The following is a 14,276-nucleotide window of genomic DNA, read 5'->3' on the forward strand; positions in this document are numbered from 1 at the left end:
AGGTTACGCGAGGGCCAGCGCGGCCACGGCGGGGGCCATGTACACCAGCGGGAACGCCACGTGCCCGTAGGCCCGCGCCCGCACCACGGTGACCACGGCCCCGGCGAAGTACAGCACGAGCCCGACCGCGGCGAGCATCCCGATCACCGGCACCCAGAACCCGACGACGAGCCCCACCGCCCCGGCCAGCTTCAGCACCCCGAGCAGGTTCCAGACCCGCTCCGGCACCCCGTACGCGGCGAGCGGCTCGACGACGAACTTCGCCCGGGCCAGCACGGAGACCCCGGAGAACCCCGCCATGAAGGCGGCGACGGCAGTGACGACGGTGGCGGTGAGGGACATCGGAACTCCTCGGGCTGCGGGCCCCTGAAGGGGCCGTCCACCCCCATGACGAAGCCCGCCCCGAGAGTGTGACGCCCTCCCCGCCCGCCGTACCTCAGCCGTCGGTCCCGGTGTGGGTGGCCTCGGGATCGACCCCCATGGTGAGCGTGGCGACGACCCCGCCCGCGATCCGCCCCTTCTTGTACCTGAGGGTGAGCAGCCCGCCCTCGGCGCCGTTCCCCGGGTAGATCGTGTCCTGGTCGAGGGTGGTCCGCTCGGTGGTGCTGGTGGAGTACGGCGCCACCGCCGCCGCGTCGAGCACGGCCTCCTCGCCGAAGAACAACTGCCCGGTGTGGCAGGTGTTCCCGCCCTCGTACCCGGCGGAGGTCATCGTCCCGCCCACGTGCACCTTGGTGTGGATGTGCACGCACCGCCCCCGGTACCACCCGGGGAAGACCGTCGTGAACTCGACGACCCCGTTGCTGCCGGTGAGCTGCGTCCCGCGCAGATAGCGCGAGTCGTCGGTCGGCTCCTCGTGACCGCCCCCGCCCCCGCCGCCGGGACCTCCGGTGGGCGGGGTCCCGGTGGGCATGCCGGAGGGCGGCGCGTCCGTCGGCGGCTCACCGCTCGGAGGCGTACCGCCGCCCCCGCCACCGCCGCCACTGCCGATGCTCTCGTACCCGGAGTAGATCCCCAGCGCGTCGCAGTGCCAGACGTCGACGGCGACGCCCTTCAGCGGCTTGCAGCTCTCCGCGTCGATCACCTTGAGGCGGAGGGTGAGGGGGATCCCCTCCTTGCCCTCGGTGATGTCCTTCCGGATCTTGTCCGCGTCGATGTAGTACGGGCCTTCGGTCGTCTCGGAGGTGAGCCGGTAACACCCCTCGGCGGCAGCGCTGTCCGTGCTGCTCCCGGCCGAGGCGGTGGTGACCACCCCGGCTCCGATCCCGGCCGCGACGACGGCGCCGCCCCCGAGGACCAGCACCCGCCGCCGCGACATGTCCCGCCTGTGCTTCTGCTCTTCGCTCATGGCCGAGGACCCTAGGGACCGGCCCTGTCAGGACCGTGAGCGCTGGCTGTGCGTCCCTGTGAAGCCGACGAACCCGCGCCAGGCCTCCGGCGACAGGACCAGGTGGGGAAGGCTGGTGTCCTTGGAGTCCCGGACGTGGACAGCGGTGAGGGTGGGGGCGACCTCCACGCAGGTGTCGCCGTCGGGACCACCGCTGTAGCTGCTCTTGAACCACGTCAGTTCGGAGACGTCCCCGAAGGAGGGCTTGCGGATCATGTTTCTCCCCACAGTCTTTCCATCAGGGCCAGCGACTCCTCCGGCGGCAGAGCCTGGGCACGGATGGCGCCAAAGCGCAGTTCAAGTATCCGCAGCTGCTTGAGTTCGGACACCGGACGCCCGTTGAAAGCGCCGTCGGACCGGCCGACGGCCGTGCCGTCCTCAAACTTGAGCAACTCGATGCGGCCGCCCAGGCCGGGATGCGGACCGCTGGCCATCGGCATCACCTGAAGCGCGACGCTGTTCAACCGCCCCACCTCCAGAAGCCGTTCGAACTGCCGCCTCCGCTCCATTGTGCCCCCAACCCTCCGGCGTAGCGTCGACTCCTCCAGCACGAAGCCGAGCGCGGGCGCCGGCAGCCGGTCGAAGACGGACTGCCGCGCCATGCGTGCCGCTACGCGGCGCTCGAGGTCGTCCGGCGAATAGGCCGGCAGCCACGACCCCAGGAGTCCCCGCGCGTACTCGGGCGTCTGGAGCAGGCCCGGGATGTAACTGCACTCATACACCCCGATCTCCACCGCCCGGCCCTCCAACTGCGCCAGCTCCCGCACCTTCTTCGGGTACCGGACCTTCGCGACGTCGTCCTTCATCGCCGACAGCAAGCCATCGGCCCGCAGGACCTCGTCCGCCTTGTCCAGGTACTCGGGGCGCGGGATCCGCTTCCCGCCCTCGATCTTGTAGACGAGGTCCTCGCCGTAACCGACCGCTTCCGCGAACTCGGCGGCGCGCATGCCCACCGACTCGCGCCGCAAGCGCAGTTGGCGACCCACCGTGGCGACGACGGCGACTCCCCACTCGTCGTCCGGATCGACTTCCCAACCGCTTTCCTCCGCCGACATCCCGCACCCCTCCGCGTGTCCTCCATGGCCGCAACCCCCTACCCGCCACGGGGTCCCCGACAGACCGGACAGCAGTGGACAAGCTCCGGACAGTCACCCTACGTATCGGCGGGGTGACTGTTCACGCTAGCCGTACCCGGCCACGCTCGGTGACGTGAACGAGAAGAACGGGACTTCCCAACTCACCTCCCCCGAGAACCACTTCGACATCCGGCTCTCGCCGACCACGCGCGGCGCACGCCTCGCCCGGCTCCTGGCGGTCGAGTGGCTGCGGCCCCGGCGGGACATCCCGTACGCCGTCACCGAGGCGGCCGCGCAGATCGTCGCCGAGCTGACGGCGAACGCGGCGACGCACGGCCGCGTCGCCGGCCGCGACTTCCGCCTCTCGCTCCTCGCGAACCCCGGGCTGCTGCGCATCGAGGTCAGCGACACCCGAGGGGACGAGCTCCCCGAACCCCACGCCGGACGCGGCCTGTTGCTGGTCGAGGAACTGGCGGACCGCTGGGGCGTCGCACCGGGACCCGTACCCCGCAAGACGGTGTGGGCGGAGCTCGATCACCCGGCCGGTGGATGACGACACCACCCCCTCCGACCTGCATCGATCGCCACGCCACCGGATCCCACTCACCCGGACGCCGGGGGCCAGGACGCCGCGCCGGTGGGCGGCAAACCCCCCAGGACGGAAAGACGAAGAACGGGCGGGGGAGAACTCCCCCACCCACCCCTACCGCCGCGTGGGAGCGCGGTCACTCACGCGAGTGAATATGCCAACTGGACGCGGTTTGGACCAGGTTGCGTGCCCTACGCTCAGCGAAAGAACCCACCCGACCGCAGAAATGCGTCGGCCCCCGCAGGGATTGCCGTCCCAGTGCGAGGGCCTACCAAGCAGGAAGCTAGACCTTCCCGATGGATACCTCCCACCGTAGTCGGCGCGCACCCGCCCCGTCTCGCCCCCACGCCAAGAACCACTCTTCCCGGGGTACTTCTCGCGGAGTGGTCCACGAGACGACCCGCCACACCCGCGACTTCACCGTCATCACCAACCGCCTCCTCCAGGACCCGGACATCGGCGGCGTGGCGATCGCGATCGGCTGCTACATGATGTCCGTCCGCGAGGGCACCTCCGTGACCATCAGGTGCCTCGCCGACCGCTTCGGCTTCAGCCGCCAGAAGGTCGCGGACGCCCTCCACGCCCTGGAAGGGCGCGGCTATCTGCGGCGCACGGTGGTCCGCACGGCAACGGGCCGCCTGATCACCGAGACGGTCATCCGCCACAGCCCCGGCACCACCGCGCCACACCGCCCCACTCCCCGGAAGCCGGCCACCCCACCCCCGTCCCCCACACAGGACGCACCCCAGAACCCAAGCCCGCAACCGCAACTGGAACCGAAGCCGGGACCAAAGCCGAAGCCGAAGCCGAAAGAGCCGGCCCCCCGCCCCCTCCCACCCGTCCCCCGCCCCGCCTTCCCGGCGAAGGAACTCCTCCGCGCCGCCGTCGACGTCCTCGTCGGCCTGCGCGACACCGACCCCCGCCTGTACGTCTCCGAGGCCGACGCCCGGCACCTCGCCCCCGGCGTGGGGGCCTGGCTGGAACGCGGCGCCCCACCGGAGATCATCCGCAGCGCCCTGACGACGGGCCTCCCCGAGGAACCCCTCCGCCGCCCCGCCGCCCTCCTGGCCCACCGCCTGACCGCCCACTTCCCCCCGGCACCCCCACTCGCCGCCCCGCCCCCGACGGCTCCGCCGCCGCGCCCCCTCCTCCACTGCGAGACCTGCGACACCTGCTTCCGAGCCCCACCCGCGACCCCCTGCCCCACCTGCGGCGACCCCGACACCGAGTCGGCGACGTACACGCCGTCACCGACCCACCGCTGACGTCATGATGGGGTCGTCGCCCAGCTCCGGTGACGACAGAAGGAGGGGGACGAGAAGGTGCAAGGGGACGTCATCGTCGAGCCGATCCACACCGCGCGGCTGGAGCTCGTGCCGTTGGAGGTCGGGCATGCCGAGGAGATGGCCGGGGTGCTGGGGGATCCGGCGCTGCACGCGTTCATCGGGGGTGCGCCGGAGAGCCTGGAGGAGTTGCGGGCGCGGTATGCGCGGTGGGAGGGCGGGGCGCCCGAGCCCGGGACCACCTGGTGCAACTGGGTGGTGCGGGAACAGGACGGCGGGCGGCTCGTGGGGACCGTACAGGCGACCGTGACCGGCGAGGGGGCCGAGGTCGCCTGGGTCGTCGGGACCGCCTGGCAGGGGCGGGGGTACGCCTCCGAGGCCGCCCGGGCGCTCGTCGGGTGGCTGCGGCCCCGGGTCCGTACCGTCGTCGCCCACGTCCATCCCGGCCACGCCGCCTCCGCTGCCGTCGCCCGCGCCGCCGGGCTCGTCTCTACGGGAGAGATTCACGACGGAGAGGTGCGGTGGGCGACGGGGCCGCACGCCTAGGGGACGAAACGGGCATGGGTGGTACCATATAGGGCATGATAAAGACGACGGTGTATCTCCCCGAGGCGCTGGAGTTGCGCCTCGACGCAGAGGCCGCAGCCACCGGCGTCAGCAAGGCGGAACTCATTCGTCGAGGCATCGCCCTGCTCCTGGACTCCTCGCCCAGGGCGAAGACGGGCAGCGGAGCGCTTCCCGTCTTCGACAGTGGGCGTCCGCGGTCCGCGGACGGCATGGATGACGCCGTGTACGAGCACATCAAAGAGCGGAATGCCCGGCGTTGATCATCATCGCGGACACGTCCGCCCTCTACGCGGCCTTCGACGCCGCGCAGCCGGAACACGCCGCCGCCGCGGCGCTCCTCGACCGCGAGGTGTTCGCCCTCTCGCCGCTCGTGATCACCGAACTGGATCACCTGGTGCACCGGGATCTCGGATTCCCTGCCGCCATGCAGATCATGGAGGCGCTCAACACGAGGATCGAGGCAGGCCAGTACAAGCTCGCGGAGCTACGCCTGGCCGACCTGAGGTCCGCCCACGCGGTCCGGGCGAAGTACGAGGGGCTCCGCCTGGATCTGGCGGACGCCGTGGGCGTCGTGCTGGCGGATCGGTACAGGACCGACAGGATCTTCACTCTCGATCAGCGGGACTACCGAGCGATCGAACCACTCACCCGGGGCCTGGCCGCGTTCCGGATCCTGCCTGTCGACGGCTGAGACGGACGAAGGGCCCGGAACCGTTCCTACGGTTCCGGGCCCTTCAGGCGCGCGTCAGGTTCAGCGCGCCGCGTCCGGGTGGACCGACTCGGTCACCGGGCGGTCGTCGACGACCTTCTTCTCGACCGGCTTGCGGAGCTGGATGTTCAGCTCGCGCAGACGGGCCTCGTCCAGCTCCGTCGGGGCACCCATCAGGAGGTCCTGGGCGTTGCCGTTCAGCGGGAAGGCGATCGTCTCGCGGATGTTGGGCTCGTCCGCGAGGAGCATCACGATGCGGTCGACGCCCGGGGCGATGCCGCCGTGCGGCGGGGCGCCGTACTCGAAGGCGCGGAGCATGCCCGCGAACTCCTGCTCGACCGTCTCCCGCGAGTAGCCCGCGATCTCGAAGGCCTTGAACATGATGTCGGGCTCGTGGTTCCGGATGGCGCCGGAGGAGAGCTCGATGCCGTTGCAGACGATGTCGTACTGCCAGCCGAGGATGTCCAGCGGGTCCTTCGTCTCCAGGGCCTCAAGGCCGCCCTGGGGCATGGAGAAGGGGTTGTGCGAGAAGTCGATCTTGCCGGTCTCCTCGTCCTTCTCGTACATCGGGAAGTCGACGATCCACGCGAAGCGGAAGACGTTCTCCTCGAACTGGCCGGCGCGCTTGGCGGCCTCGACCCGGACCGGGCCCATGATCTTGGAGACCTCGTCGAACTCGCCGGCGCCGAAGAAGATCGCGTGGCCGGGGACGAGGCCGAGGCGCTCGGTGAGGACCTTGACGTTCTCCTCGGTGAGGAACTTGGCGATGGGGCCGGTCAGGGCGTTGCCCTCGCCGACGCGGACCCAGGCCAGGCCCTTCGCGCCGAGGGAGACCGCGAAGTCGCCGAGGCCGTCGAAGAACTTGCGGGGCTGGTCGCCGGTGTCCGGGACGGCGAGCGCGCGGACGTGCTTGCCGGCGAAGGCCTTGAACTCCGACGCCTCGAAGACGTCGGAGATGTCGACGAGTTCGAGCGAGGTGCGCAGGTCGGGCTTGTCGTTGCCGTACTTCAGCATCGACTCGCGGAACGGGATCCGCGGGAACGGGGAGGTGACGTGGCGGCCGCCGCCGAACTCCTCGAAGAGCTCGGTCATGAGCTTCTCGATCGGCTGGAAGACGTCCTCCTGCTCGACGAAGCTCATCTCGACGTCGAGCTGGTAGAACTCGCCGGGCGAGCGGTCGGCGCGGGCGTCCTCGTCGCGGAAGCAGGGCGCGATCTGGAAGTAGCGGTCGAAGCCGGAGATCATCAGCAGCTGCTTGAACTGCTGCGGCGCCTGCGGCAGCGCGTAGAACTTGCCCGGGTTCAGACGGGACGGGACGACGAAGTCGCGGGCGCCCTCGGGGGAGGTCGCGGCGAGGATCGGGGTCGCCATCTCGTTGAAGCCGAGGGCCACCATCTTGGAGCGGATGGCGGCGATGACGGCGGAGCGCAGCATGATGTTGCGGTGCATGCGCTCGCGGCGCAGGTCGAGGAAGCGGTACTCCAGGCGCCGCTCCTCGTTGACGCCGTCGTCGGCGTTGATGGTGAAGGGGATCTGCTTGGCGGCGCCGAGGACCTCGACGTCGCCGACCTCGACCTCGACCTCGCCGGTGGGCAGCTCGGGGTTGACGTTCTCCGCGCCGCGCGAGACGACCTTGCCGTCGACGCGGACGACGGACTCCTTCGTCAGCTTGTCGAGGGCCTCGTAGGCGGGGGTGCCGGGGCGGGCGACGAGCTGCGTGATGCCGTAGTGGTCGCGCAGATCGATGAAGAGGATGCCGCCCAGGTCTCGACGGTTGTGCAGCCAGCCGCTCAGCCGGACGTCGGTGCCGACGTCAGAGGCGCGGAGCTCGCCGCAGGTGTGGGACCTGTACCGATGCATCGTCGTTCATCCAGTCTTCGGGATCGGAGAGAAAACCTTGAAACCTCGGCCCGGGCAGTGCCGGGGCCGCACCAAGCCTACCGGGACACCCAAGATCGCGATTCGAATACTCTCGGTGGCGACACGCAGACCGATATTCATAAAGTGGGGCAATGCGCACCGAGGACGTCCTGGCCGCGATCGCCACGGGCCTGTGGCGCTGGGACAACGCTTCCGGGATCGTCTCGCTCGACGCCGAGGCCGCCCGGCTGCTCGGGCTGCCCGCCGAGCCGGTGCGGCTCAGCGAGGCGGCGGTGCGCTCGCGTTTCCATCCGGTGGACTGGAACGAGATCGACGGGGTCGTCAGCCTCGCGGTGGCCGAGGGGACGCTCGCCGAGGCCCGGCTGCGGATCATGGACGATCAGGGCCGGGTGATCAGGACCGTACGCAGCCGGTCCAAGCCGCTGATCGAGGGAAGCGACTACCAGCTGGTCGGGACGCTCCAGGAGGTGGCGGACCCGCAGCCGGGGACGGCCGGGCCGCACACGCCGATCACCGGGGACTGGCGGCGGTCGCGGGAGGCGTTCCTCCTCGACGCGGGACGGGCGCTGGCGGAGGCGCGGTCCACGGCCGAGGTGCTGCGGGTGGCGGCCTCGCTGTCGATGCCGGGCTTCTCGCCGGACGGGCTCGCGGTCTTCGGGATGTCGGGAGAACGGCTGACGGTGATCGGGCACCACGGACAGCAGGACGGCGACGAGGGCCCCTTCACGTCGATGTCGCTGGACACGGACTACCCGGCGGCGGAGGTGGTGCGGACCGGGCGGGCGCTGTACCTGCCGTCCCCGGAGGAGTACCGGCGCCGCTTCCCGACGACGTGGCCGCTGGCGGAACCCTTCGAGCGGCAGTCGTGGGCGTTCGTGCCGCTGGTCGTGGCGGGGCGGACGATGGGCGCCTGGATGGCGGCCTTCAAGCACCCGGTGACGTTCACGCCGGACGAGCGGTCGGTGCTGACCACGGTGGCGCGGATGCTGGCGCAGGCGCTGGCCAGGGCCGGGGTGGCGGAGTCGGAGCGGGAGCTGTCGCTCGGTCTCCAGCGGACGATGATGCCGGTGCTCGGGCCGGGGATCCCGGGGATCCAGGTGGCGGCGCGGTACGTGCCCACCGGCGGCGGTCTGCAGGTCGGCGGCGACTGGTACGACATGATCCGGCTGCCCGGCGGCACGGGCGGCGGTGCGGGCCGCATCGCGCTCGTGATCGGGGACGTCCAGGGGCACGACGTGCGGGCGGCGGGGCTGATGGGGCAGCTGCGGATCGCGCTGCGGGCGTACGCCTCCGAGGGCCACCGGCCGGACGCGGTGCTGTCGCGGGCCTCGCGGTTCCTGTACGGGGTGAACGACGGGTACGACGGCGACGGCGACGGCAGGCCCGGGACCGGGGCTCCGGGCGGCGGGCCGCGCTTCGCGACCTGCCTGTACCTGGAGGTCGACCTGGAGACGGGGACGGTGGACATCGCCCGGGCGGGCCACCCGGACCCGGCGGTCCGCATGGTCGACGGAACGGTTCTGCTGAGGCCGACGGCCGGCGGGCTCCCGCTCGGCATCGACGCCGACACCGACTACCCCACGACCCGGCTCACCCTCGAACCCGGCGAGACCCTGATGATCTGCACCGACGGCCTCCTGGAGACCGGCGGGCACGACCTCGACAGCGGCTGGGAGCGGGTCAGGCGCCTGCTCGAAGCGCACCGGGGCGACGACCTGGAGGAGCTGGCCGACACCCTCGTGGAGGCCGTCCACGGGCCCGGATCCCACCACACCACCGGCCCGCTCGCGGACCGGCGGGAGGACGACATCGCCGTCCTGCTGCTCTCCCGCCGGCCGGCGACGACGGTACGGGAGGCCCCGCGCCGCACGCTGATGACGATCGCCCAGGCGGAGCCGGAGCGCATCGCGGAGGCGCGCGAGCAGGTGCGGCAGCTGCTGCACGACTGGACGGACGAGGACCAGCTGGACGCGGCCGTCCTGATGGTCTCGGAGATGGTCACGAACGTCCTCGTCCACACGGACGGCGACGCGCTCCTCACCGCGGAGGTCGCCTGCGGCGACAAGGGCCGCCGGCTGCGGGTCGAGGTCTCCGACGCCAGCGACGAACTGCCGCACAAGCGGCACCCGGGCGAGATGGCGTCCAGCGGACGCGGCCTGGTCCTGATGGAGATGCTGGCCGACGCGTGGGGCGTCGCACCGCGCGGCGAGGGCAAGACGATCTGGTTCGAGCTGACGGAGCCGGCGGGGCCGGAGGGGTGCTGCGCGTAGGGGGCACCGCGGGGGCTCCCGAGGCGCACGCGCGCGTGGCACCCGACGAGGCGCGCCGGCCCGGGCCCGTAGGCCTCCGGCGCGCGGGGTTCCCCCGTACGGCGGAGACTGGTGTCGTACGGCCGCCGGGGGGACCACGGAGTACGCCATGGACACCCACAAGGTCGGCAGTGACACCACCGTCCTGGCCGACAGCCTGGAAGTGCCGGGGATCGGGCACGTCCCCGTCAACGCCTACGTGCTGACCGCCGCCGAACCCGTCGTCGTCGACACCGGGCTGTCCCTCGACGACCGGGACTTCCTCGCCGCGCTGAGCGGGGTGATCGACCCCCCGGACGTGCGCTGGATCTGGCTCTCCCACCCGGACCGCGACCACACCGGCGGCATCTTCGACCTCCTGGAGGCCGCCCCGCACGCGCGCGTGGTGACCACCTTCCTCGGCTTCGGCATCATGACGACCGAGCGGCCGCTGCCGATGGACCGGGTGTACTTCCTCAACCCGGGGCAGTCCCTGGACGTCGGCGACCGCTCCCTGCACGCCTTCCGGCCGCCGCTCTTCGACAGTCCGGCGACCGTCGGCTTCTACGACGACCGCACCCGGATCGCCTTCAGCTCGGACTGCTTCGGCGGGCCGATGCCGACGGCCGAGCTCGCCGAGAGCGGGCACGCGAGCGACCTGAAGCCGGAGGAGCTGCGGGCCGCGCAGCTGCTGTGGGCGACGCTCGACAGCCCGTGGGTGCACCTGGTGGACCCGGAGAAGTACCGGGCGACCCTGGCGCCGCTGCGGGAGACGAACCCGGAGATCGTGCTCTGCACCCATCTGCCGCCGGCCGTGCGGATGACGGACCGGATGCTGGAGACCCTGGCGGCCGCGCCGGACTCCGACCCCTTCGTCGGCCCGGACCAGGCGGCCCTGGAGGCCATGCTGAAGTCCTTCGAGCCGGGCGCGGCGGCCGTCTGAGGTCCGCCTAGGCGGTGTCGGGTTCGGGGCGCGGGGTGCCGTACCGGGCGCGGAGTTCGCCGAGGATGCCGGTGGCGGCGGCCGTCAGGGGGACGGCGAGGAGCATGCCGAGGACGCCGGCGACGGAGGCGCCGGCGGTGATCGCGAGCATGACGGCGGCCGGGTGCATCTGGACGGTGCGGCTCTGGACCATCGGCTGGAGGACGTTGCCCTCGATGACCTGGACGGCGAGGACCACGCCGAGGACCCACAGGGCGATGACGAAGCCGCGGTCGGCGAGGGCGACGAGGACGGCCACCGCGCCGGAGAGGAAGGCGCCGAGGTACGGGATGTAGGCGGTGACGAAGACGAGCGCGGCGAGCCCGACGGCGCCGGGCACGTCGAGGACGAGCAGGCCGACGCCGATGAGGACGGCGTCGACGAGCGCGACGAGGGTGGTGCCGCGCATGAAGCCCTCGACGGCCTCGAAGGCGCGGCGGGCCATCGCCTCCGCGGTGTCGCCGGTGGCGGAGGGGACGAGGGAGCGCAGGGAGCCGGCGGCCCGGTCGGAGTCGCGGAGGAAGAAGAAGATCAGGAGGAGGGCGAGGACGGCGGTGGCGAGCATCTGCCCGACGACGCTGAGTCCGGAGATCACCCCGGAGGCGGCGGTCCCGCCGAACTTCTCCAGGAGGTTCTTGGCGTTCTCCGCGAGGTCCGCCAGGGAGGTCCCGGCGGCCCCGAAGTGCTCGGCGATGTCGAGGGCTGCCTGCCGCAGCGAGGCGAGGATCTGGTCCCCGGTCTCGATCAGCGCGGCGACGACGATGTACGTGGCTCCGCCGACGACGACGAGGACGGCGAGGACGGTGATCGCGGCGGCGAGGGACTTGCTCACCTTCATCCGCAGCAGCCGCCGGTAGAGCGGTCCGAGCAGCGCCGTCCCGAGGATGGCGAGCAGCACCGGCGTCACGGCGGCCTTGAAGACCACGCAGAGCCAGATGAAGACGGCGGCGACCCCGGCGACGAGCAGCGCCACGGCGCACCAGGCGGCGAGCTTGCGGGCGGGCTCGGGGAGAAGGGGCGCTCGACTGGTCTGCACCCGTCCATAAGATCACATCATTGCGCGGGAAACGCGGACATGACGGGCCGTCCGGGCGACGACCCGTCATGCGCGGACGCGTCTTCTCCGCGCGTCTGCGTTACTCGCCCATGCCGTGGACGGCCGGGATGGTGCCGAGCCGGCCCGCCTGGAAGTCCTCGAAGGCCTGGCGGAGTTCGGCCTGGGTGTTCATCACGAAGGGGCCGTAGTGGGCCATGGGCTCGCGGATGGGCCGGCCGCCGAGGAGGACGACCTCCAGGTCCGGGGTGTGCGAGTCCTGCTTCTCGTCGGCGCGGACGGTCAGCGAGCCCCCCTGCCCGAAGACGGCGGTCTGCCCGAGGTGGATCGGGCGGTGCTCGGCGCCGACGGTGCCGCGGCCGGCCATGACGTACGCGAGGCCGTTGAAGTCCTCGCGCCAGGGCAGGGTGATCTCGGCGCCGGGGCGCAGGGTGGCGTGGATCATCGTGATCGGGGTGTGGGTGACGCCGGGACCCTGGTGGCCGTCGAGCTCGCCGGCGATGACGCGGAGCAGCGCGCCGCCGTCGGGGGAGGTGAGGAGCTGGACCTGGCCGCCGCGGATGTCCTGGTAGCGGGGGGCCATCATCTTGTCGCTCGCGGGCAGGTTCACCCACAGCTGGAGGCCGTGGAAGAGGCCGCCGGAGACGACCAGGGACTCCGGCGGGGCCTCGATGTGGAGGAGGCCGGAGCCGGCGGTCATCCACTGCGTGTCGCCGTTGGTGATGGTGCCGCCGCCGCCGTTGGAGTCCTGGTGGTCGAAGGTGCCGTCGACGATGTAGGTGACGGTCTCGAAGCCGCGGTGGGGGTGCCAGGGGGTGCCCTTGGGCTCGCCCGGCGCGTACTCCACCTCGCCCATCTGGTCCATCATGATGAACGGGTCGAGGTACTGGTAGTTGATCCCCGCGAAGGCCCTGCGGACCGGGAAGCCCTCGCCCTCGAAGCCCTGCGGGGCCGTGGTGACGGCGAGCACGGGGCGCGGGGCGGCGTCGGCCGGGGCGACGACGCGCGGCAGGGTGAGCGGGTTCTCGACAGTCACGGCGGGCATGGCGGGACCTCCTTCGTACGGCCTGAGGGTTCGATGGCCTTCGCGGCCTGTCCTCGTACCCTCACTTTAGTTGAATGCTGAACTTCCTGCCACCCGGAACGCGGAACGCCCGGGAGGAATTCCTCCCGGGCGCCCCCGCGTACATCCAGACTGGATCAGCCGTACATCCGCCGCATCGCGAAGTCGACCATCTGCTCCACGGCCTTCGCGTCGAAGACCATCCGGTGGTCGCCCTCCATGTCGAGCACGAAGCCGTAGCCCGTCGGGAGGAGGTCGATCACCTCGGCACCGGTGATCACGAAGTACTTCGACTCCTTGCCCGCGTACCGCCGCAGCTCCTTCAGCGTGGTGAACATGGGGATCACCGGCTGCTGGGTGTTGTGCAGGGCGAGGAAGCCGGGGTTGTCGCCGCGCGGGCAGTAGACCTTCGAGCTCGCGAAGATCTGCTGGAAGTCCTCGGCGGCCATGGTGCCGGTGGTGAAGGCGCGTACGGCGTCGGCGAGGGAGGGCGGCGAGGGCTCGGGATAGAGCGGCGCCTGCTGCTGGCCGTACCCGCCGGGAACGCCGCCCTGCATCCCGTTCGGCATCCCGCCCTGCATGCCCCCCGGCATCCCGTACTGCTGCTGCGCACCCGGATTCTGCTCGTAGCCGTACATGGGCCCAGAGCCTACTGCGTCACAGATCGGCCGCCGGGGGTTGCTCTTATTACCGACGGGTAGCATCATCGTAGAGAAGAGTGCGCTACCCGTGAGTAGGAAGCGGGTGGCCCTCGGTACGAGGAATCCCTCCCCGATCTTTACGGAGCCGTCGCCATGGGGCACTACAAGTCGAATCTCCGCGACATCGAGTTCAACCTCTTCGAGGTGCTCGGCCGCGACAAGGTGTACGGCACCGGTCCGTTCGAGGAGATGGACGTCGACACCGCCAAGAGCATCCTCGACGAGATCCGCCGCCTCGCCGAGAACGAGCTGGCCGAGTCCTTCGCCGACGCCGACCGCAACCCGCCGGTCTTCGACCCGGAGACCAACACCGCCCCGGTCCCGGCCACCTTCAAGGCCTCCTACAACGCCTTCATGGAGTCCGAGTACTGGCGCCTCGGCATCCCCGAGGAGATCGGCGGCACCGTCTCCCCGCGCTCCCTGATCTGGGCGTACGCGGAGCTGCTGCTCGGCTCCAACCCGGCCATCTGGATGTACTCCTCCGGCCCGGCCTTCGCCGGCATCCTCTACAACGAGGGCAACGAGGCGCAGAAGAAGGTCGCGCAGATCGCCGTCGAGCGCCGCTGGGGCTCCACGATGGTCCTCACCGAGCCCGACGCGGGCTCCGACGTCGGCGCCGGCCGCACCAAGGCCGTCCAGCAGGAGGACGGCTCCTGGCACATCGAGGGCGTCAAGCGCTTCATCACCAGCGGTGAG

At 71.3% G+C, this 14,276-nt stretch carries 16 protein-coding genes; 8 read left to right on the forward strand and 8 right to left on the reverse strand.

The genetic code is table 11. The features are described 5' to 3' along the window. Window positions 1–3 precede the first annotated feature (3 nt). The 4 genes from AB0E19_RS27615 to AB0E19_RS27630 all read right to left on the reverse strand — a co-directional run bounded on the left by AB0E19_RS27615 (window position 4) and on the right by AB0E19_RS27630 (window position 2,442). Window positions 4–342, reverse strand: a complete 339-nt coding sequence (locus AB0E19_RS27615) for a DoxX family protein (protein ID WP_362184885.1) — start codon at window positions 340–342, stop codon at window positions 4–6. A 94-nt stretch (window positions 343–436) separates the two neighbouring features. Then, window positions 437–1,348, reverse strand: a complete 912-nt coding sequence (locus AB0E19_RS27620; protein WP_362184886.1) for an intradiol ring-cleavage dioxygenase — start codon at window positions 1,346–1,348, stop codon at window positions 437–439. 27 nt (window positions 1,349–1,375) lie between these two features. Continuing rightward, the gene (locus AB0E19_RS27625) at window positions 1,376–1,603 is read right to left on the reverse strand and encodes a DUF397 domain-containing protein (RefSeq protein WP_362184887.1); all 228 of its coding nucleotides are present in this window, start codon (window positions 1,601–1,603) and stop codon (window positions 1,376–1,378) included. Beyond that, window positions 1,600–2,442 carry a helix-turn-helix transcriptional regulator gene (locus tag AB0E19_RS27630; RefSeq protein ID WP_362184888.1) on the reverse strand — a complete coding sequence of 281 codons (843 nt, stop codon included), beginning with the start codon at window positions 2,440–2,442 and terminating at the stop codon, window positions 1,600–1,602. The genes AB0E19_RS27625 and AB0E19_RS27630 overlap by 4 nt, the downstream gene beginning before the upstream one ends. Window positions 2,443–2,596: 154 nt before the next feature. On the opposite strand from AB0E19_RS27630, the gene AB0E19_RS27635 reads away from it, so the two are divergent. The 5 genes from AB0E19_RS27635 to AB0E19_RS27655 all read left to right on the forward strand — a co-directional run bounded on the left by AB0E19_RS27635 (window position 2,597) and on the right by AB0E19_RS27655 (window position 5,593). Next, a complete protein-coding gene (locus tag AB0E19_RS27635) occupies window positions 2,597–3,016 on the forward strand; it encodes an ATP-binding protein (RefSeq protein WP_362184889.1) in 420 nt (139 codons plus the stop codon). A 419-nt stretch (window positions 3,017–3,435) separates the two neighbouring features. Beyond that, entirely contained in the window at window positions 3,436–4,317 is an 882-nt protein-coding gene (locus AB0E19_RS27640; RefSeq protein WP_362184890.1) for a helix-turn-helix domain-containing protein, read from the forward strand. Between the two features lie 57 nt (window positions 4,318–4,374). After that, window positions 4,375–4,881 carry a GNAT family N-acetyltransferase gene (locus tag AB0E19_RS27645; protein WP_362184891.1) on the forward strand — a complete coding sequence of 169 codons (507 nt, stop codon included), beginning with the start codon at window positions 4,375–4,377 and terminating at the stop codon, window positions 4,879–4,881. A 35-nt stretch (window positions 4,882–4,916) separates the two neighbouring features. Continuing rightward, window positions 4,917–5,162: a CopG family transcriptional regulator gene (locus AB0E19_RS27650; protein ID WP_362184892.1), complete on the forward strand. Its 246-nt coding sequence runs from the start codon at window positions 4,917–4,919 to the stop codon at window positions 5,160–5,162. Next, window positions 5,159–5,593: a PIN domain-containing protein gene (locus AB0E19_RS27655; protein WP_362184893.1), complete on the forward strand. Its 435-nt coding sequence runs from the start codon at window positions 5,159–5,161 to the stop codon at window positions 5,591–5,593. Before AB0E19_RS27650 ends, AB0E19_RS27655 begins: the two co-directional genes overlap by 4 nt. Window positions 5,594–5,653: 60 nt before the next feature. Here the strand turns inward: AB0E19_RS27655 and aspS are convergent, their stop codons facing one another. Further along, window positions 5,654–7,471, reverse strand: coding sequence for an aspartate--tRNA ligase (gene aspS, locus AB0E19_RS27660; RefSeq protein ID WP_362184894.1), 1,818 nt, complete (start codon window positions 7,469–7,471; stop codon window positions 5,654–5,656). Window positions 7,472–7,623: 152 nt separating this feature from the next. On the opposite strand from aspS, the gene AB0E19_RS27665 reads away from it, so the two are divergent. Further along, window positions 7,624–9,762, forward strand: a complete 2,139-nt coding sequence (locus AB0E19_RS27665) for a SpoIIE family protein phosphatase (RefSeq protein ID WP_362184895.1) — start codon at window positions 7,624–7,626, stop codon at window positions 9,760–9,762. 148 nt (window positions 9,763–9,910) lie between these two features. Next, complete coding sequence (locus AB0E19_RS27670; protein ID WP_362184896.1) at window positions 9,911–10,723, forward strand: MBL fold metallo-hydrolase; 813 nt, start codon at window positions 9,911–9,913, stop codon at window positions 10,721–10,723. A gap of 7 nt (window positions 10,724–10,730) precedes the next feature. Here AB0E19_RS27670 and AB0E19_RS27675 read toward each other — a convergent pair whose 3' ends face one another. The 3 genes from AB0E19_RS27675 to AB0E19_RS27685 form a co-directional block, all read right to left on the reverse strand. Next, window positions 10,731–11,798, reverse strand: a complete 1,068-nt coding sequence (locus tag AB0E19_RS27675) for an AI-2E family transporter (protein ID WP_362184897.1) — start codon at window positions 11,796–11,798, stop codon at window positions 10,731–10,733. 100 nt (window positions 11,799–11,898) lie between these two features. Beyond that, window positions 11,899–12,861, reverse strand: coding sequence for a pirin family protein (locus AB0E19_RS27680; RefSeq protein WP_362184898.1), 963 nt, complete (start codon window positions 12,859–12,861; stop codon window positions 11,899–11,901). Window positions 12,862–13,016: 155 nt separating this feature from the next. Further along, window positions 13,017–13,517, reverse strand: a complete 501-nt coding sequence (locus AB0E19_RS27685; RefSeq protein WP_362184899.1) for an SseB family protein — start codon at window positions 13,515–13,517, stop codon at window positions 13,017–13,019. A gap of 156 nt (window positions 13,518–13,673) precedes the next feature. Here AB0E19_RS27685 and AB0E19_RS27690 point away from each other — a divergent pair. Then, window positions 13,674–14,276, forward strand: a 603-nt coding sequence (locus AB0E19_RS27690; RefSeq protein WP_362184900.1) for an acyl-CoA dehydrogenase family protein, incomplete at its 3' end; no start/stop codon positions are given.

This window comes from Streptomyces sp. NPDC047974, assembly GCF_040653375.1.
In the GTDB taxonomy this organism is placed as follows: domain Bacteria; phylum Actinomycetota; class Actinomycetes; order Streptomycetales; family Streptomycetaceae; genus Streptomyces.